Here is a 20,286-nt window from a genome sequence, read left to right on the forward strand (position 1 = left end):
CGAAAGGTTTATTCCCGCAACATCACCACCCATTAACTCCGTAAGTTCATCTTTGACCAACTTTACCAATAATTGTCCTGGCTGAAGCATAGTCAATACGTCCTGCCCAATTGCTTTTTCTTTTACTTTGGTAGTAAAATCTTTTGCGATTTTGAAGTTAACATCGGCATCAAGTAAGGCACGTCGCACTTCTTTTAGTGTATCGGCTACGTTTACTTCGGTGATTTTTCCGTGACCTTTTAATATATGGAAGGCTTTATCTAGCTTTTCGCTTAAACTATTGAACATAATTTTTTATTTTAATGTCGCAAATTTAAGAATTTGAAGTGGATTATGTAAGGATTATTAAAAATAAAATATTACTTAAAACATTAATTTTTTAATCGATTTTAACGGGTATTTTATTTTCATCAATTGCTACAAATGTAAACTCTCCTGTAATGGCTTTTTCTCTAGAATTTGTGTACATTTCTTCTATAAAAATATCTACCCTAACTTTTAGACTTGTAGTGCCTAAATAAGTTACCTTTCCTATGAGTTCAATAATTGTTCCATGGGGAATTGGCCTTTTAAAATCTATTCTATCACTACTAACTGTAACCATTTTTTGACGACTATATCTTGTGGCTGTTATAAAGGCAACTTCGTCCATAAACTGCATTGCAGTACCACCAAATAAGGTGTCGTAGTGATTGGTTGTGTTAGGAAATACGGCTTTAAAAACTCGTGTAATTGAGTCGTTAATTTTTTCTTCTTGTGTTTTCATAATATTTAAGATGCTATTCTTTCGAAAGCGATATAGTTTAAAAATTCTCCTTTTTGATCAAATTTCGGAATTGCTTCTATTTCGCACTTATAAAGAGAACCGTCTTTTTTGTAGTTTACGATAACTTCTTTGAAAGGTAATTTATTAGCTATTGCTTTTCTAATATTATCTTTTGCAATTTCTGAAGTTAAAACCCCTTGAAATATTTTAGGAGATTTTCCGATTATTTCTTCTGGTTGATAACCTGTCATTGCTAGAATACTTTTTGTTGCAAAAATAATTTTGAAATTCTTATCGGTTACAATAATGTCCTTCTTATCATTGTTTACAATTTTTAGAAAACTTATTTTTTTACTCCAATTTTTCTGAATAATATCAAAACTTAGTAATTCTAAATTCTTAATATTATGAAAATCCCAACAAATAATTGGCATGGGAATTGTTTTTAAACCTTTCCTATATTTTGCAAAAGCTTTGTCATATTCTTCTAGCATACTTGAATGGATTTGAAATATTGGAAAGCAATATTAAGTTGATGATTTGAATCGAATATTAATTCTTTGTGTTTCATGTTTATTCATTTTTATTATTAAAAAAGCGAATAAAACAAACGTATTGTTTCATTAGAGATTAATGAAATACGCGAGTCCAAGCACTTTCGTGATGCTTAAACAAAAATCAATTATTATGTATCTGACTTATTCCATAAAAAAAGGAAAACACAGTTGCACGACAGTTCAAGAATTTCACTTGATTCCACAGCGAAAGAAAAAATCTTTCGGAATTGATTTAAGTTATTTTGTGAGTCACAAATGTAATGATAATATAATAAATGTTAATGTATAAATTATAAAATCAATTTGTGTCCATTTTGAATTTCAAAAATAGGATCCAAATATTAGTAATTCCTTTTTATCTTTAGCAAAATAATAAAACCAATCTCGCAATTGAATAATATCTGAAGGAATAAGTATTTTTAATGCTTTTAGTAATTCTTTCGAAAAGAGATTCAAATCGAAACTTACTTTTTCAAGAATAAATATGGTATAGTCTAACATATAACATTTTGTTGAGATTAACATAATTAAAGACTGCCCTATTATTGAGCAGTCTTTAAAACTAAACACGAACAAAATTCAAAGTTTAATGAGAAACTTCGATTTTTCTTTTAAAATAACTACTTCTCTTAATTTAAGATAGTATATTGAATGGTTGGATTTCCTCTAACTCCTGCGTCATTAGTCATCGCTAAAAATTTTATTTTATAGTAATTTCCAGTTACATCTTTCACAACATAAAAACGATCTGTTTTCACACTTGGTAAAGTAGACGGGCCACCACCAATTCTCCAGTTGGAACCAATAATTCTTTGATCTGTTGCTGAAGTTGTAAAATTTGCTTCCACAATTTTTGCTTTTGTAAAAGCGTCATAGGTAAACTCTGAAGTTAAAACTTGATAGGCTTTTGTGCCACCTTTCATATTGGTAGTGATAAAATCGGAAAAACCGTAAGTTACTTCTCCAGCTCCCATATTGAAATAGTTTGTAAAAATGGTAAAACACACATCCCATTTTGCTTTTTGTGGTTCCACAGCAACTGTAGTTCCAGAATTTAAATTAAAAAATGTGAAGTTGAAATCAGTATCTTTAGCAATCGTTTTTTCTGTATAAGTTGCTGAATCTAAATTGGCATATTGGATTTTGTATCCGTTACCATTCCTTAAAAATCTAACTTTTTTCCATCCTCTAGAATCACCATCAATACTTACAGAACCAACATTTGGAGTAGTTGTTGAAACAGCAAATCCTAAGTTTACTAAATATACTTTATTGTCTGCATCATTTACTGACACTTCTGCAATTGCCGTTCCGAATCCAGCACTAGCACCAGTTAAAACGCCAGTTGGATTATCGCAATATCCCTTACTTGCAGGATTTGTTCCCGCACCAACAGAAACACTTGCATCTGAAGTTTGTGTTAAAGTAATGTCAGAAGTGGCTAATTGTTTCACAGCCATTTTAATTGATCCATTAATTACAACTCTAAAATCAGAACCAGAAGAAAATCCGAAATCCCAAGAAGATCTATTCACTGGAGTTAAAGTTTCTGAACTTAAATCTAAAAACACTTGATTAGGTTGATTAGCACCACCAACAGTTGGTTGTTTGATTGCTACATTTGAAGCGGCTGCCGGAGTATTTGCTACTGGATTAGTTTCTTCGTCATTGGAGCAAGATGCTAAGGTTAGCAAAGCAAAACTTAAAAATAAAAATTGTTTTTTCATAATATTGATTTATAAATGTTAAAAATTAAGGTTATACGTAAGTTTTAAAAAATAGGAACGACCATAAGCCAACATAATTTGTGAAGATGTGGCATGTCCTGCTCCTTCATTGGTTCTGGATTGATTGATGCTTGTGATGTTTAGTAAATTTCTGGCGCCAATTGTGGTTTCTAATTTGTCTTTGAAAAAGGTTTTTCGAATAGAAGCGTCTAACCAATTGCTTGAATCAATAGTTGAAACGATATATTCTGTTGCGCCTTCTACAAATTGTTGCGATTTTCCGTTTAGTTTGTAATAGGTAGAAAATGTAGTTTTCCATTTTGGTACGAAATAAGAAACACTACTATTCAAGTTCATCGAATACAAGTACTTTTCATTGGATGTAATAACCTGATTTTCTATTTTTTGAGAAATCCCAATTACAGAAGCACCGATATTGAATGACCAATTGTCTTTTTTGAATTGGTTCATGGTGGAGAAATTCCAAATTCGGTAGTTACTAATGTTGATGTATTCGTATTCTGGATTTCTGGTATCCGGATTAAATCGTACCAAAGCCATATCAATTCTGTCGTTTACATTTAAAAAACTTCCAGAAAAAGTGTTTGAAATTTGTAGCTTAGAAGGTAAAAAAGAGGTTTTTTTCAAACTAACTTCATAGGAAGTACTAGTTTCTGGATTCAAATTTTCGTTTCCGGCAAAAAAGTGTCCGTCGAAAATTTGTTTCGAATATAATTCTTCAAATGATGGTGTTCTGAACGAATTGCCATACGATCCTCGAAGTTCAATTCCCCTTCCGAACAAATATCTTAAACCTAATGAGGAAGCGTATTGGTCTTTAAATTTCGATTGTGCCGAAAATCGCATTCCTGAACGAATAGAGAATTTTTCCGAAGCTTTAATTTCAGAAGAAACGAAGAAATCATAATTTTCAAGTGTTTTTCGAATCGGAACAATCATGTTATTCGCTTCTTGAACTAATGAAAATCCTTTGTTATTGACGATTTCATAACCCAATTGTAAATCGACTTTTTTATCTGTATAGAAATTACTCAAAGTTCCCGTAGAATATAAAACTTCCATCGATTGATCTTTTACAATTTCCTTATTTGCTTCCGTTTTGGTTTGTAAATAATATCTGAAATCTTCTACATTCCGAGCTTGTTTTTGATGCGAAAGTGAAACGTTATAATTCAATTTCGAGAAGATTTTTCCTGTTGCATTTAAATTATGAAAATAGCGGTTCACCAAATATCTTTTGTCACTCGCATAACGATAAGAACCTAATTCTGTATTATAACCTGATTGTACTGTGCTGTTATAGAAATCAATAATTTCATCTAAATATTCGAATTTGTAGAAAAAAGTAAAGCTGTTTTTACAATACGAAATTAATGCGGTTGAGTTAAGTTGTTCTTTCGGAAGCCATCTAAAACCACGCATTTGGTCGTTTTCTGTATAGTTTTTCCCTTTTTTATCATTTAAAAAACCTTGAAAATCATTTCTGTTCGCACCCAAACTCACAAACCAATTGTCATTTATAGAATGTGAAACTTTCAATGCTTGAATATGTCTTCCTTCTTCAAAAAGAGAATATTCATCTTTAACGGTTTCTTCTTGAGCTGTTGCCGAAATATTCCACTTGTTTTGTGAAGATTTCTTGGTCACAATATTCAAAACACCACTTACTGCATTGGCTCCGTGTGTCACACCCATCGAACCTTCTACTATTTCGATTTGCTCGATGTCGTTTAAATTAATTTGTGATAAATCGGTGTTATTTCCTAAACCTGCTTCATTAACCAAAGGCACACCATCCACCAAAATCTTAAAATATTGTGCGTCCAATCCAAATAATGAAACGGTAGAACGACCATTTGTTCCATTCGGTCTAACTGTAATGTTTAAATACTGACTCAAAACATCCGACAAAGTAGTAGCTGCTAAATTTTGAATGTCTTTAGCAGTAATTAATCGAACATTAAAAACAGATTTTTTTATCGACTGAGGCGTAAATTGTCCTGTTAGCACAACTTCCTTTAGTTGTTTAGTGTCTGTATAATTATTGTTTTTTTCCTGACATATCCCCTTTAAGTTTATAATAATTGCGAATACTATATAGAAGGTATTTTTCATTGTTCAGAATGATTCTTAATAATTTTCAGCAAATATATGTTCTTATTTTTATTTATTCTAAATTAATATAATATATTTGCAAAAGAAATTTAATACTAAAACATAACGTTATGAATATCAAAACAATTCTATTTTCGGCATTTATTATGCTAGCTGGTTTGTCAGGAAAATGTCAGGATTTAAAAAAACAAGAAGACATAAAAGCGATTAAGTCTATGTGCGGTTGCTATAAAGTACAGTTTAATTTTGCTGAAACTTTTAGTTATTCCAAAGATAGTTTATACAAAAAATCTCCTATAAAACATGACACAGCGCTGGAATGGGTTGAATTATTAGAAGACCAATCAAATAAAATCTCAATGCAACATATACTAATTGTTGGGAAAAATGAAAATGATGTTGTAAAACATTGGCGTCAGGATTGGTTATTTGAAAACACTAATTTTTATAATTTCTACAAAGAAACTACTTGGAATTTTAATCAATTAAAGGCTAAAGAAGTAAAAGGACAATGGACACAAAAAGTATATCAGGTTGATGATAGCCCGAGATATGAAGGTACCGCAACTTGGATTCACGTAGATGGAAGGCATTATTGGGAAAATACGACAGATGCGCCATTGCCGAGAAGAGAACATACGATTCGCAATGATTATAATGTTTTACAACGAACTAATGTTCAAGAAACAAAAGATACTGGTTGGATTCACGATCAAGATAATTCTAAACTCATTAGAAAAGATAGCGAAAAAGATGTTTTGTTAGCACAAGAAAAAGGACATGATGTGTACACAAAAGTGGATGATTCTAAATGTAGAATAGCACAAGATTGGTGGAAAAAAAACAACTCGGTTTGGAAAAAAGTTAGAGACCAATGGGAAATAATTTTCTTAAAAAACAGAACTTTATCTTTAGAAAAAAAAGTGGACAATTAATTTTTATTTATGAAATTATTTGACCTAAAATCAGACGCTAAAAGAGAAGACGTTAACAAAATTATTGATAGTTACATTGTAAAATAGACACTATGTATAAATTTTTAAACACAAGCCTGAATGGAAATTTGATTAAATGTTCGCATTCTGAAAATTTCCAATTGTCGTACAAGAATTTGACTTTTAGCTTGACTCCGTTTGAGCTAGAGAGTTTTAAAACTTATTTATCGAAGATTGATGCAACTTATTGGGAAAAAGAGTACGAAAATTCTATTTATGAGAAAAAAATTCCTATTTCAACTTTGCAAAGCAATTTAATAATACTTATTGATAGGTATGAACTATTTGAACTTATAAGTCTAATGAATTATAAAGAGAAAAAAGAATTTTTAACTTTTAATCAAGTTAACTATCATATTAATTATAACTAATATGTTTTTGTTGTTTTTATTGTCTATTAATCCGCCAGATTTTTATATCTGGCGGGTTTCTTTTGTAAAATCTTAATTTTTTTCGAAAGTAATATAATCTGTCCCACCATTACCACCACTTACGTGAATTAATCTAACTTTTGTAGTCGTATATTCTAAAATATTCCAATCATCAGTAAGGTCAACAAAAGTTACTGGTGCAGAAAATGAAATATTAAAATCTAAATCATTGCTAGGACTATCATCACCACTATTATCGCTAGTTACCGACCAAGAACCTGTATACGTGTTTGTACCATTAGTTGCCGTTAAAGTACTTGAAGAACCAAAAGTGAAATTATAACCTGTGTAATTTGAAATTTCATTTACACCAGAATCCTCATAAAAAGTAACTCTCCAAGTTCCATTATTAACTATATTTATAACTGGAGTTGGATCGACGGATGGATTACTCTGCGGAATTGGATCGTCTTTACTACACATTGATGCTACACTTATCATAAATATTAATGATAAGACAGCCATTAAAGATATTTTTTCCATAACATTTTGATTTTGAATTAAATACACTCAAAGTTACGAAATAAATATAATTTATTAATAATTTAAATTACATTCTTTCAGGTACATCAATGCCTAAAAGTTTGAATGCTGTTTTTATAGTATCGGCCACTTTTTTAGACAATTGTACTCTAAATACTTTTTTGTCATGATTTTCTTCGCCAAGAATAGAAACTGTTTGATAAAACGAGTTGTATTCTTTTACTAAATCATAAATGTAATTTGCCAATAAAGCAGGGCTATGATTGATCGCAGCGCTCTGAATCACTTCAGGATACATTTCTATTTGTTTGATGAGTACTTTTTCTTTTGGGTGCAATCTCATTTCAACTGCGCTCAATGTGACAGATGTGTCAAAATCTGCTTTTCTCAAAATAGATTGTATACGAGCATATGTGTACTGAATAAAAGGACCCGTATTACCCGCAAAATCTACAGATTCTTCCGGATTAAACATCATCGATTTTTTAGGATCTACTTTAAGCATATAATATTTAAGTGCTCCCAAACCTATAGTTTTATATAATGCTGCTTTTTCTTCTTTGGAATAACCTTCGAGTTTACCTAAATCTTCAGATAATTTTTGTGCAGTTTCAGTCATTTCTTCCATCAAATCATCAGCATCTACAACTGTTCCTTCACGAGATTTCATTTTACCAGATGGCAATTCGACCATTCCGTAAGACAAATGATTTAAGCTAGAAGCCCAGTCGAACCCTAGTTTTTTTAATATCAAAAACAACACTTTAAAGTGATAATCTTGTTCATTCCCAACAGTATAAACCATTCCGCCAACATCAGGAAAATCTTTTGATCGCTGAATTGCAGTTCCGATGTCTTGTGTCATATAAACTGCTGTTCCGTCAGAACGCAATACAATTTTACGATCTAAACCATCTTCTGTCAAATCTATCCAAACCGAACCGTCAGGATCTTTTTCGAAAACACCTTTATCTAATCCTATTTGAACCACTTCCTTTCCTAATAAGTAAGTATTACTTTCGTAATAATAAGAATCGAAATTTACACCTAAATTATTGTATGTTGTTGCAAAACCATCATAAACCCATTGGTTCATAGTTTTCCAAAGTGCAATTACTTCTGGCTTCCCAGCTTCCCAATCAAGAAGCATTTGTTGGGCTTCAATAATAATTGGTGCTTGTTTTTTAGCTTCTTCTTCGGTTTTTCCTTGCGACATTAATTCGCTAATTTCTGTTTTATAGGTTTTATCGAAGGCAACATAATATTTACCAACTAATTTATCTCCTTTTAAACCAGAAGTTTCTGGTGTTTCTGAGTTTCCAAATTTCTGCCAAGCCAACATCGATTTGCAAATATGAATTCCTCTATCGTTGATAATTTGAGTTTTATATACTTTTTTCCCCGAAGCTTTAATGATTTCGGCAACAGAATATCCTAAAAGATTGTTACGAACATGACCTAAATGCAAGGGTTTGTTGGTGTTTGGCGAAGAATATTCAACCATAATCGCTTTTTCATTATCTTTTGGAGATACAAAACCAAATTGTTCGTCGGTCTTTATTTCGTTGAAGAAATTGATATAATATTCTTTAGCAATTACAATATTCAAGAAACCTGAAACCACATTGAAAGCTTCAACTTCAGCTACATTTTCTACTAAATGATTTCCAATTTTATTTCCTAAATCGACTGGATTTCCCTTTATAACTTTCAATAAAGGAAAAATAACCATGGTAATATCACCATCAAATTCTTTCCGTGTCGATTGAAATTCGATTTTCTCGATTGTAACCTCGAAAAGTTCCTGAATTGCGATTTTAATACTTGGAATTAGAATTTCTTGTAGTGACATTTTTACTTTTTTTAAGAGGTCAAAGATACTATTTTATTCTAAATAGTCAAAGGACATAGCATTCTAACTACTTTTTGAATTGAATATTTTCTTTTATTTATAATACGCCATAATTTAGTTATTTTAAAATAAAATCTTATTTTTGTTAAAATTAAGTACGAATTATATCTATAACAATCAACACTTTAAACAACGTAACATGAAGAAAATTATTTTTTTATTTTTTTTATTAGCATCTCTAACCTCGAAAGCACAATATAATCCAGATGCCCCTTGGATGCAATCTTTACAATCTAAAAATGGTAATGCAACCTTAAAAGAAATGAAAGATGCTTTTGATGAATATTGGTTGCATCATGATAGAAATATAAAAGGAAGTGGTTATAAACCTTTCATGCGCTGGGTAAACAATCAAGAAAATCAACTTCATGATGATGGTACAATCCTAACAAATGAAGAAATACTTCAAATTTATAATACTAAAAAACAGTCTCAAAGCAATAAAAGCATTACGGCTACAAGTAATTGGCAACCCGTTTTTGGGACTTTACCTTATATTAATTCAGGTTCGTGGTCATCAGGTCAAGGACGTATACAAGCTGTAGCTGTAGACCCTAATAATGCAAATATAATATATGCGGGTACTCCTGCAGGTGGTGTTTGGAAATCAACTAATGGAGGAACAAGTTTTATACCTTTGTTTGATGAATTTCCGCAAATTGGGGTTTCAGGAATTGCTATTGATCCTAACAATTCTGATATAATTTATATTGCAACTGGAGATAGAGATCACTCAGACACAAATTTTGTTGGTGTATACAAATCGATAAATGGTGGCACAACTTGGAATATAACTGGTACAATTTCTGGAGTTAGTAGAGCATCTGACATTTATGTAAATCCTTCAGATTCTAATATGGTCTGGGTAGCTACAAGTGCTGGTTTTTATAAATCCGTAAATGGGGGAACTTCATGGACAAGAACCTTAACAGGAAATATAAAAGACATAAAAATTAAACCAATAGATCCTACAATAGTATATGCTGTAAGTGCGTCTGCTTTTTATAGATCTACAGATTCAGGCAATACTTTTACAACAATAACTTCTGGATTACCAGCCACTTCTGGAAGATTGGTTATTGATGTCACCCCTGCTAATCCGAATTACATATATGTTTTAAGTGCTACAACAGGAAATGCCTACCAAGGTGTTTATAAATCGATAGACTCAGGATTGAATTTTGTAAACTCTACTAACGTTACCAATATTTTTGAAGGAACTCAGGCATGGTACGATTTAGCTCTTGCGGTTTCTAGTACAAATGCTGAAGAAATTTATACTGGTTGTTTAAATATTTGGAAATCGACAAATGGTGGAACTTCTTTCACAAAAATGAACAATTGGAGTTCTCCTTCGTCGGCGGCATACACGCATGCAGATATTCATATTTTAAGGTTTTTTGGCACAAAATTATATTGTGGAAGCGATGGTGGTATTTATGTTTCATCAAATGGAGGAACTAATTTTACTGATTTAACAAAGACTATTCAAAACGGGATAATTTATAAGCTAGCGGTTGCAAAACAAACTTCCTCAAAAATGATGACAGGACACCAAGACAATGGAGGTCACGCTTTTAATACTAATCAATGGAAAAACTATTATGGAGCAGACGGAATGGATGTAGCTATAAGTCCACTAAATCAAGATTTGAGCTATGGATTTATACAATACGGAGGTTCTTTATACAAAAGCACAAATGCGGGAACCAGTTCCGGGGGATCTGTAGGAGCTCCTACAGCAGAAACTGGAACAAATGATAGCGGAGGAAACTGGGTTACACCTTTAGAAATTAATAGTATGGGAGAGCTTTTTGCAGGATATTCTAGATTATATAAATCAACTGGTGGTGCCTGGGTACAACAAAGTCTTTCAGCAATTGGGACTGGTGACATCGATTTAATAACTATAGATCCTAGTAATATCAACAATATGTATGTTGCAAATGGATCACAATTATATAAAAGCACAGACAAAGGAATCAATTTTACTCTTGTATATACAGCAACTACAACTATTTCGGATATTACTGTACATTCTTCTAATAGTAGTATTGTTTATCTTTTAACGGCAGGAACATCTGGTCAAGCATTAAAATCTATTGATGGTGGCTCAACATTTTCAAATATTGCTTTAGGATTACCATCAATAGGAAAATTTTGCATAAAACATCAAGCAGGAAATGCAAACAATCCTTTATTTATAGGTACAAATCTTGGCGTATATTATAAAGATGACACCACTACAACTTGGACTGCATTTGACACTAATTTGCCTAATGTAAAAGTTACTGATTTAGAGATAAATTATGTTGATAATAATATTACAGCATCAACTTTCGGACGTGGTGTATGGCAATCTCCATTACCAACCATCTTAGGAACAGAAGAGTTTAATCTTCAAAATATAGGAATTTATCCAAATCCATCAAACGGAATCTTCTCAGTAAAATTAGGTGAAGTTATTCCTGAAAGTATTGAAATTATTGATTTAACTGGTAAAATCATTCATACTCAAAAAGAGTTTAACAATAAGGAAATTTCTTTAAATTTAACTTCTATCTCGAACGGAATTTATTTTATAAAAATCGCAACAGACAATCAAATTTTGACTAGAAAAATTATAAAAAATTAAAATTAGATATTGTTAGAATTTTAGATCCTAAAACTAAAAATTTATTATTATAAAATACGCTAAAACTAGTTATTAGATTTAGCGTATTTTTTTATACCATTAGAATATTTATTTCCAAAATTATTGTAAATTTATAAAAATATTAACATATTTTTTAATTAATATATTTTTTAATTGACAAATATTTATCAGATAATCATTCAATGTTATTTTTTAAATAGATTGATTATCAAATCGTTAATACTATGCGCTTTATCGATAAAAAATACTTTTAATCGGTTTTTTTATATATTTTTGTTAAATAAATCTATTCATTACATGAAAAAAATTTTCCTCCTCATTGCTTCACTTTTTTCGATAGTTGCTTTTTCGCAAGCTATTACTGTAAACACTAGTACCTATACCGCAGATGAATTGGTAAGAACAGTACTTACAAATAACAGTCCTTGTTTAAGTATTGACAATGTAAGCTCAAGAACTGGAACAAATTTTGGTTCTACAAACGGAATTGGCTATTTTACAAATACAAACCCAGCATTTCCTTTACAAAACGGAGTAATCCTAACTACAGGAAATGTAATTAATGCCCCTGGCCCAAATAACACCATTTTAAGTGATGGGACATTAGCTTGGCTAGGAGATGCTAACCTAGAAACTGCTCTTGCAGCAGCTGGTGTAACTATAGTTTCTAAAAATGCTACTGTTTTAGAATTTGATTTCAAACCGTTTTCTCCTAATTTTAATTTTCAGTTTTTATTTGCCTCAGAAGAATACGGTAACTACCAATGTTTTTCACCTGATGCTTTTGCATTTTTATTAACAAATACAACAACTGGAGTCACTCAAAATCTTGCAGTTATTCCTAGCACTACAATACCAATATCGGTTCAAACCATTAGAAATAGCATTTATAATCCTATTTGTAACTCTGCGAATCCTAGTTATTTTGGTTTGTTTAATGATGGGACAGCAGCGGCAGCTTCGGCAACAAACTACAATGGGCAAACAGTAGTCATGAATGCGTCTTCTACAAATTTATCAATAACCGATACTTATCATATAAAACTCGTTATTGCCGATGGAAATAACGATAGCCAATACGATTCTGCTGTATTTTTAGGAGGTGGTAGTTTCGATTTTGGTCAAGATGTATTGGGACCAGATATAACTATTGCAAGCGGAACAGCACCTTGCAATAACAACAACATAAACCAACCATACACAATTTCTTCTGGGTTAGATCCAAATTTGTTCGATTTTGTGTGGAAAGATGTAAATGGCATTCCTATTCCTGGAGAAACTGGACCTAATCTTATCGTTAACCAACCTGGAACTTACCTACTAACATATTATGTACAATCGACAAGTTGTGAAGTCGCAACCAATAATATTAATATCGAGTACCAAACCGCCATTACTACTCCAGACCCGATAAACTTATACAAATGTAATAATGGTTCTGCAAATTACACTTTCAATTTAGCAACAAATACACCTATAGTAAACCCCGCAGCAACTTATCAGATTAGTTATCACGAATTTCAAGCTCAAGCAGATGCTGGACTAATTCCATTACCAACAAACTATACAGTTCCTGTAGGAAGCTTACCTAAAACAGTTTGGGTACGCATACAAAACCCAACAACAGACTGTTATTATTCTAAATCATTTATTTTAGACCTTACTCCTGCTCCTATTACTAATTCACCTGGTAATATACCAGAATGCGAAACTATTGCTGGGTCTGGTTTAGCTGATTTTAATTTAGGTACTGCAGCACAAATAAATACTATTCTAGGAGGGCAATCATCTAGCATTTATAGTGTCTCATATCATCTTACCCCAGGAGATGCAGCTTCTGGCGCAAACCCTATTAATACATCAATAGCATTTAATTCCGGAAATACTACTATTTATGTTAGAGTTTATGTAACCACAGATCCGAATTGCTCGAGTGCAATAAGTTTTAATTTGATTGTAAATCCCAAACCGGTTGTTGAAGATAAACCTGATCAATATGTTTGTGTCAGCTACTTCTTGCCAGTCTTGACTCCTGCTTTAGGGAATTATTACTCCGGACCAAATGGAACGGGTACCTTATATCCTGTTGGTTATGAAGTGACTATAGATCAGCTGATTTATATCTATTATCAAAACCCAACGACAGGATGTAGTGGTCAGACAGATTTTCAAGTAACAATAGTAGAACAACAAGACTTAACCCCTGGAAATGTAACTGCATGTGATAGTTATTCTCTGCCGGCATACCCTTATCCAGGTACTCGATACTTTGCTAACGCAGGGGGTCCGATAGCTGGAAACACCGAGTTATTTCCACCACCAACAGGAACACCTATTACTGCTTTAGGAGTTACTACAATACATGTATATTATCAATCACCAACGGATCCAACCTGTATAATATTTACAAGTTTTGATGTAACGATAAACAAAACACCTACCATAACTGGTACATATCCTAACTTGTTTGACTGTACATCAATTAACACATTACAACCTATAACTGTAGATATTGGAACTGCAAATTATTATACTTTAGATATCCCAACTGGTATTTACACCCCTGTTGTATTGCCAATTATAACCGATACTACTGTATATATGTATGCAGAAAATAATGGCTGCAGAACACCAATAACTAGTTTCTTTGTAGTTATAGGAACTGGTAGTTTTCTTGACAACATAGATAGTTGTGATCCTTATAATCTCATAGCACCAACTGTGGGTGAATATCGCACGCAAGCAAATGGGGGCGGAACAATAATTGCACCTGGATTAATAAGTAGTACCACAACGCTATATCATTATGTAGCAGGCGCAACTTGTACTTATAATTACTCGTTTACAATTAGAATTCTAAAACCTACACTTACTGCCCCAACTGCAGTAACTAGATGTGATTCATTTACATTACCTGTAAATCCGGAAAGTGCTAGTTACTACACTTTATCAGGTGGCCCAGCAACAGCTTCTAATGTGCAACTTTTTCCTAATGATGTTATTACAACAACAAGTACAATATATCTTTACAAAGAATCAACAACTGCTTTAGTGCCTGTTTGCTATAATGAACAGCCTTGGACTATTACTATAAACCAAAAACCAGTATTGGCTCCTGTGGCACCTAAATACATAGTGTGTTATGATTTTATACTAACCAATCAACCTCCAGTTGGAATTTATTACCACAGCCCAGGTGGTGTTAATCCTATAACACTTCCGTATACTATTTTACAAACTAATACACCAAGTAACTTAGAGACTATTTATATTTACGCTGAAAATACAAACGACCCAACTTGTAATAGTGAAACCTCATTTGTTGTAGATTTTGATGGAGTTGCTATTCCTGACAATCTAAAAGGTGACAGGTACGCTTGCGATAGCTATACATTACCAACACTTCCAACTAATTTTTATTATTATACGGCTACAGGCGGACCACAAGGGACAGGTACTATTATCAATCCGTTAACAGTCTATAACACATCGACCTCGATTCCTCCTTCACCAATTTACATTTATACTGAAACGAATGTGCGTCAGATTTGTTCTGATGAAACTTCATTTAACATTATTATTTATGATACTCCCGTATTAGACGCAACGCTTCCAATGGCTTTTAATTATTGTGATACTTTTACTTTACAACCTCTTACAGTTGGTAAATATTACAATCAATCGATTACAAATTTAGTTGGTAGAGTAGAAATTCTTGCGGGGACTATTTACAGTGGATTAGTAAACACACCAACAGGTGCTATCTTACCACCAGCTTCTGTTTTCGTGTATGCAGAATCAGGTACATCAACTACAAAAACTTGTTATATAGAAAGAGAAATTCCTATTAGTTTGTTTAATGTAACACAATTACCAGATGTTCCTGCAACATGCGATAGTTATCAATTGAAACCAAGTGATTTAAAACCTGGCGAAAATTATTATTTGAATAATGATGGTACTGGTTTATTAGCATCAAACGCAACTATTTCCGCTTCGGGAATTACTACAATATATATTCGTGGAGTTGCTCCTTTTGTGCCGACAAATACACCACCGCCAACCTGTTTCGACCAAACAAGTTTTACGGTTACTATTGTAAAAAGACCAATTGCATATCCTGTAAGTATGTTAGAAAAATGTGACACTTTTGGATTAAATGATGGTATTTTCGAATTCAATCTGAATGATATTGACATTAGAAATCAGATTCTAAACGGACAAATTCCCGATGCAGAATTTACTTTAACATTTTACACTTCTTTAGCTGGTGCTGATGGAAGTAATCCGTTAGCAACGCCTATACCAACTTCAATCCTAACTGCTTATCCAAACGATAATCCGTTTACAGATAGTGTTTGGATTCGTGTACAAAACAACACCATAACCAATTCTTGTTTTGCAGTAACTGAATTAAAACTAAAAGTAAATCTTTTGCCTAATCCGCAATTAGATCGTGAATATTTTATTTGTAAAGACCACGAAACGGGAACTTTATTAAATTTTGCAACTCTAAACACCGGATTAACTAATGCAAATTACACATATGCATGGACTCTAAATGGAGCTCCTTATCCTGATACAATAAATCCTGCAAGTAGCTCATCAATTACGACAAACCAAATAGGAACTTATACTGTAACGGTTAGAGATACTTCGACAATTCTAAATTGTCCTAAAACTATAACAACAAAAGTTACCTTATACGAGCCTTATATTACTTTCGATTATAGCGATGCCTTCGAAAATCCGACTTACATTACTGTAAATGTTTTAGGAGCTGGTTCAGGAAATTATGAGTATCAATTAGATAATGGCTCTTATCAAAGTAGTAATATCTTTTATAATGTAACAGCTGGCGAACATACCATTTCGGTAAGAGATAAAGATGGCCATTGCTCTCCTGCACCCGTAAAAGCTATTGTCATTAATTATCCTAAATTCTTTACACCAAACGGTGATGGTTATCATGAGACTTGGAATATTCCAAATTTGAAAAATACCAATCCAAATGCGCCAATATTTATTTTTGACAGATTCGGAAAACTAATCAAGCAAATAACGCCAACAAGTGATGGCTGGAACGGAACCTATAACGGACAACCATTACCCGCAACCGATTATTGGTTTACAGTAGATTATACCGAAAAAGGTGCTTCAAAAATATTTAAATCGCACTTTGCCCTTAAAAGATAATCCAAAATAAAAATGATAAAAGCCTCGATAATGTAAAATTTTCGAGGCTTTTTTTTAAACAACTTTAACTTAAATTTAACATTTATAAATAGCTCAAACCGTTTTTTTTTTTGCAATTTTACTAAAATTATTCTTACATTTATTTTATAAACCAAGTGCACTGGAAAGAAATAAAATAGTGTAAAATGATTTTTTGAAATTAATAACAAATAAAATTTTTAAAACATAAAAATTTAAAATCATTAAACTTAGGAAAAAGTTTAAACAGAGCAGAAATGAAAGCTATTATGGCTGGTAAGGCTAACGACCCTTATTGTTCTTGTGGAAATTTGCCTGGAGCACTTACGCGTTGTGGTTGTGAAACTTTCTGTAATGGTGATTGCCCTGTAGTAAGTTACTAAGAGTTTATTATTTGGAGCTGATAGTGTCAGCTCCAAATTTCAATATATATAAAATTGCAATCAGATTTTAAATAAAATAAAGACTATCTCAAAAAGGAATTAATATATTTGAGCAAATAACACAAACAGATGAAAACTATTTTATTTTCAGCACTATTTTTAGTAGCTAATTTATGCTCTTCACAATCTAAACAGGTTACTATTATTGGTAATATGCCACAACAGTACGGAGGTAATTATGTAAGTTTTTGTAAGCCAATAGGAAAATATACCACTACATCATCTTATATTAATAGTAAAGATACCGCAGTAATAAAAAACGATAAATTTATAAAAACGTTAGACGTTTCGGTGCCAGGACTTATTTATGTTTATGAAAAACCCTTCAATGGGAATATTAGCACACGTTTTTTTGCAGAACCAGGGGATACCATAGTCTTGGAAAGACAAAATGGCGAAATTGTTTTTAAAGGGAAGAATGCCATAGTAAACAAAATGTACAGTGATATCAAAATAGCACCTGTAGCGTTCAATAGTGATGTATATGATATATTTAAGAATAATACGAATGCAGGTACAATAATAGCAAAGATAAATGATAAAGAGGCAGCATATTTTAAGTCTTACAATGACCTTTTCTTAAAAAAACAAATTTCGAAATCTTGTTTAGAATACACTAAAATAGTAATGGAACAGAGTATAGATGGTCTAGCTCTAAATGTTGCATTATATGATGATATTAGAAAGCAATTTAAAATTACCAAAGAAGAAGCTAACAAGATTGCTGATTATTTTAATTTGAAATACATTCCTTATAAAGAAGAAAATTTGAAATCACTTTTTTTTGTGGGTCTAATCAAGAAAAGTGCCTTGTATTTAGAGGGTCAATCTTTAAGTGAAAATAAAAAAAACACCAGATTTTGGAATCAATTTGATACTATATTTAAATCTAAAACAGAAAATTTTGGGGTTATTGATTACATAGAATTTAATGATTATAAAGAAGCATACATAGGGCAGATTTTTCTTGATTTGATAAAAAGCTATGATAACGAAAAAACTATAAAATACAAAGATTTAGTTACGGTTTATAAGGGTTATGTAGAAAAATTCCCTAATAGTCCTTATATTATTCCTCTTTCTGAAAGTATCATGAACAAAGCTTTAGATAATTTGAACACTAATGCTATCAATACTACCAATGTTGCCAAAGTAGAACCCAAAATAGCATTAGGAAATCTTGCCATTTATGGCACAACATTAGAACCTGTTGGCACTACACCTTTTGCACAACCCAATCAATCATTAGCAGATGCTCTTGCTGAAAAATTTCCTAATCAAGATTTATTTATTGATTTATGGGCTACATGGTGCGGACCTTGTATTCAGCAATTCCCATATAATAAAGATTTACATACTTTTTTAGACACCAAGAATATAAAAATACTATACGTTTCTTTTGATAAAGAAGAAGAAACAGCAAAATGGGAAAAATACATACAAGATTATAATCTTACAGGCTACCATTTTTTAGGGAATAAAGCTTATCAAGAAAAGTTTTTAAATCCGTTAAGTGCCTATATCCCAAGATATTTTGTATATAATTCTAAAACTAAAGAATTGAAGCAATTAGAAGGCTTGCCAAAAGAAAAAGAAACTTTTTACGCTAATATAGCCAAAGCCTTACTTACAAAATAAAACAATAATAAAATGACCGAAAAATTTTCCTTCCTTTTTCATTATCTGAAAAAGGAAAAAATAACTATTGACCAAACTGAATTTCTTTTTCAAGTTCAATCACACACCAGTTATCCTTCGTTATTAGCCATTAGTGATACACTAAGTTTCTTGAAAATAACCAATCTTGCTACAAGATTAGAGAGCGAAGATCTAGTTCATTTGCCAGATACATTTGTTGCTTTTATCCAAGAAAAAGTGGACAACCCTTTTTTATCATTTGTGGAACGCAAAGAAAATGGGTTTCAGTATTCGAAAGTAGGCAAACCAGTTGTAGTTTCAAACAAAAAGTTTGAAGAAATGTTTCAAAACATAGTCTTACTAGCTGAAAAAGAAGAACATGAATTGGCTACAAAAAAGCCTAATTATTTAGTTAATTTTAGTTTAATTTTTCTTGGGTTAATCTATTTGTTTTTAGTTTTTGCCAATGGTTTTTCATTACTAACATTCCTTTTTGTTTGTTTTGCAGCAATAGGTGTTTACTTGTCTGTTGAAGCTATTTCTCATGAATTTGGGATTCAAACAAAATTATCAGAGGCAGTTTGTACCATAACTACAAATTCCGATTGTGATGCGGTTATTAACGCTAAGAGTCCAAAATTTTTAGAGAATTTTAGCTTTAGCGAAGCAAGCATTACTTTTTTTAGTGCTCAATTATTGGGTTTGTTGTTGTTTGCGATATCAAATCAGTTGGGTAGTTTTTATGATATTACGACTGTACTGCTACTCATTTCTATACCTGTAACTATCTTTTCATTTTACCAACAAATTGTTGTTGCAAAAAAATGGTGTCCTATTTGTTTGGCTATTATTTGCATAATTTATGCAGAGATAATAAGTCTTTTGGTTTTCAATGATATTAATTTCTCAATAAGCACAATTGCAATTGCTTACTTTTTATTGGTATTTATTGGTTCCTATATAGCATCGGTATTTGTAAAAAGTGTAATCAAGCAAAATCTTGATTTTAAGACTAAAATAAGTGAAAACAATCGCTTCAAAAGAAAATATTCGCTGTTTAAAATGGCTTTATTAGCTTCTGATACAGTAAATGAAAAAATAAGTATTTCTAATAATATATTTCTTGGCAATCCAGAAGCAAAACTAAAAATAACCATTATTTCCAGCCCTTATTGTGGTCACTGCAAAGAAGCTCATAAAATAATCAAAGAAATATTAGACTTACACAATGACAATATTTGTTTCAATATACATTTCAATTTTGATGCTTCAAAGAATGATGAAAAATCAAAAAGAGTACATCAAAAATTAGTTCAAATTTATTTTAG

The 20,286-nt window shown here is 31.7% G+C and carries 14 protein-coding genes and 1 pseudogene; 7 read left to right on the top strand and 8 right to left on the bottom strand.

Features of this window, described 5'->3' with window-relative positions; all coding sequences use genetic code 11:
• The 6 genes from ACH2BP_RS00800 to ACH2BP_RS00825 all read right to left on the bottom strand — a co-directional run.
• On the bottom strand, positions 1–288 hold a 288-nt coding region (locus ACH2BP_RS00800; RefSeq protein ID WP_395056064.1), incomplete at its 3' end, for a signal recognition particle receptor subunit alpha.
• A 91-nt stretch (positions 289–379) separates the two neighbouring features.
• Positions 380–766: an acyl-CoA thioesterase gene (locus ACH2BP_RS00805; RefSeq protein ID WP_395046972.1), complete on the bottom strand. Its 387-nt coding sequence runs from the start codon at positions 764–766 to the stop codon at positions 380–382.
• A 5-nt stretch (positions 767–771) separates the two neighbouring features.
• Positions 772–1,260 (bottom strand): PAS domain-containing protein, encoded by a 489-nt coding sequence (locus tag ACH2BP_RS00810; RefSeq protein ID WP_395056066.1) that lies wholly within the window; start codon positions 1,258–1,260, stop codon positions 772–774.
• Positions 1,261–1,644: 384 nt separating this feature from the next.
• Positions 1,645–1,824, bottom strand: coding sequence for a hypothetical protein (locus ACH2BP_RS00815; RefSeq protein WP_395056068.1), 180 nt, complete (start codon positions 1,822–1,824; stop codon positions 1,645–1,647).
• 128 nt (positions 1,825–1,952) lie between these two features.
• Positions 1,953–3,050, bottom strand: a complete 1,098-nt coding sequence (locus tag ACH2BP_RS00820) for an HmuY family protein (protein ID WP_395056070.1) — start codon at positions 3,048–3,050, stop codon at positions 1,953–1,955.
• Positions 3,051–3,068: 18 nt separating this feature from the next.
• Complete coding sequence (locus ACH2BP_RS00825) at positions 3,069–5,186, bottom strand: TonB-dependent receptor plug domain-containing protein (RefSeq protein ID WP_395056072.1); 2,118 nt, start codon at positions 5,184–5,186, stop codon at positions 3,069–3,071.
• Between the two features lie 110 nt (positions 5,187–5,296).
• Between ACH2BP_RS00825 and ACH2BP_RS00830 the strand changes: the two are divergent.
• Positions 5,297–6,208 (top strand): annotated as a pseudogene (locus ACH2BP_RS00830) (DUF6607 family protein).
• A gap of 5 nt (positions 6,209–6,213) precedes the next feature.
• Positions 6,214–6,552: a DUF6686 family protein gene (locus tag ACH2BP_RS00835; RefSeq protein WP_395056074.1), complete on the top strand. Its 339-nt coding sequence runs from the start codon at positions 6,214–6,216 to the stop codon at positions 6,550–6,552.
• Positions 6,553–6,624: 72 nt separating this feature from the next.
• On the opposite strand, the gene ACH2BP_RS00840 is transcribed toward ACH2BP_RS00835, so the two are convergent.
• Complete coding sequence (locus ACH2BP_RS00840) at positions 6,625–7,095, bottom strand: hypothetical protein (RefSeq protein ID WP_395056076.1); 471 nt, start codon at positions 7,093–7,095, stop codon at positions 6,625–6,627.
• A 67-nt stretch (positions 7,096–7,162) separates the two neighbouring features.
• On the bottom strand, positions 7,163–8,947 hold the full coding sequence (gene argS / locus ACH2BP_RS00845) for an arginine--tRNA ligase (protein ID WP_395056078.1): 1,785 nt from the start codon (positions 8,945–8,947) through the stop codon (positions 7,163–7,165).
• Positions 8,948–9,146: 199 nt separating this feature from the next.
• Here argS and ACH2BP_RS00850 point away from each other — a divergent pair, with 199 nt between their 5' ends.
• From ACH2BP_RS00850 to ACH2BP_RS00870, 5 genes are all read left to right on the top strand, one after another.
• Positions 9,147–11,642, top strand: a complete 2,496-nt coding sequence (locus tag ACH2BP_RS00850) for a T9SS type A sorting domain-containing protein (RefSeq protein WP_395056080.1) — start codon at positions 9,147–9,149, stop codon at positions 11,640–11,642.
• Between the two features lie 318 nt (positions 11,643–11,960).
• Positions 11,961–16,859: a choice-of-anchor L domain-containing protein gene (locus ACH2BP_RS00855; protein ID WP_395056082.1), complete on the top strand. Its 4,899-nt coding sequence runs from the start codon at positions 11,961–11,963 to the stop codon at positions 16,857–16,859.
• 275 nt (positions 16,860–17,134) lie between these two features.
• Positions 17,135–17,260 (top strand): hypothetical protein, encoded by a 126-nt coding sequence (locus tag ACH2BP_RS00860; protein ID WP_395056084.1) that lies wholly within the window; start codon positions 17,135–17,137, stop codon positions 17,258–17,260.
• 129 nt (positions 17,261–17,389) lie between these two features.
• Entirely contained in the window at positions 17,390–18,958 is a 1,569-nt protein-coding gene (locus tag ACH2BP_RS00865; protein WP_395056086.1) for a TlpA family protein disulfide reductase, read from the top strand.
• Positions 18,959–18,970: 12 nt separating this feature from the next.
• A partial coding sequence (locus ACH2BP_RS00870) for a vitamin K epoxide reductase family protein (RefSeq protein WP_395056088.1) occupies positions 18,971–20,286 on the top strand: 1,316 nt, incomplete at its 3' end.

The sequence above is a fragment of the Flavobacterium sp. genome, assembly GCF_043756175.1.
In the GTDB taxonomy this organism is placed as follows: Bacteria; Bacteroidota; Bacteroidia; order Flavobacteriales; family Flavobacteriaceae; genus Flavobacterium.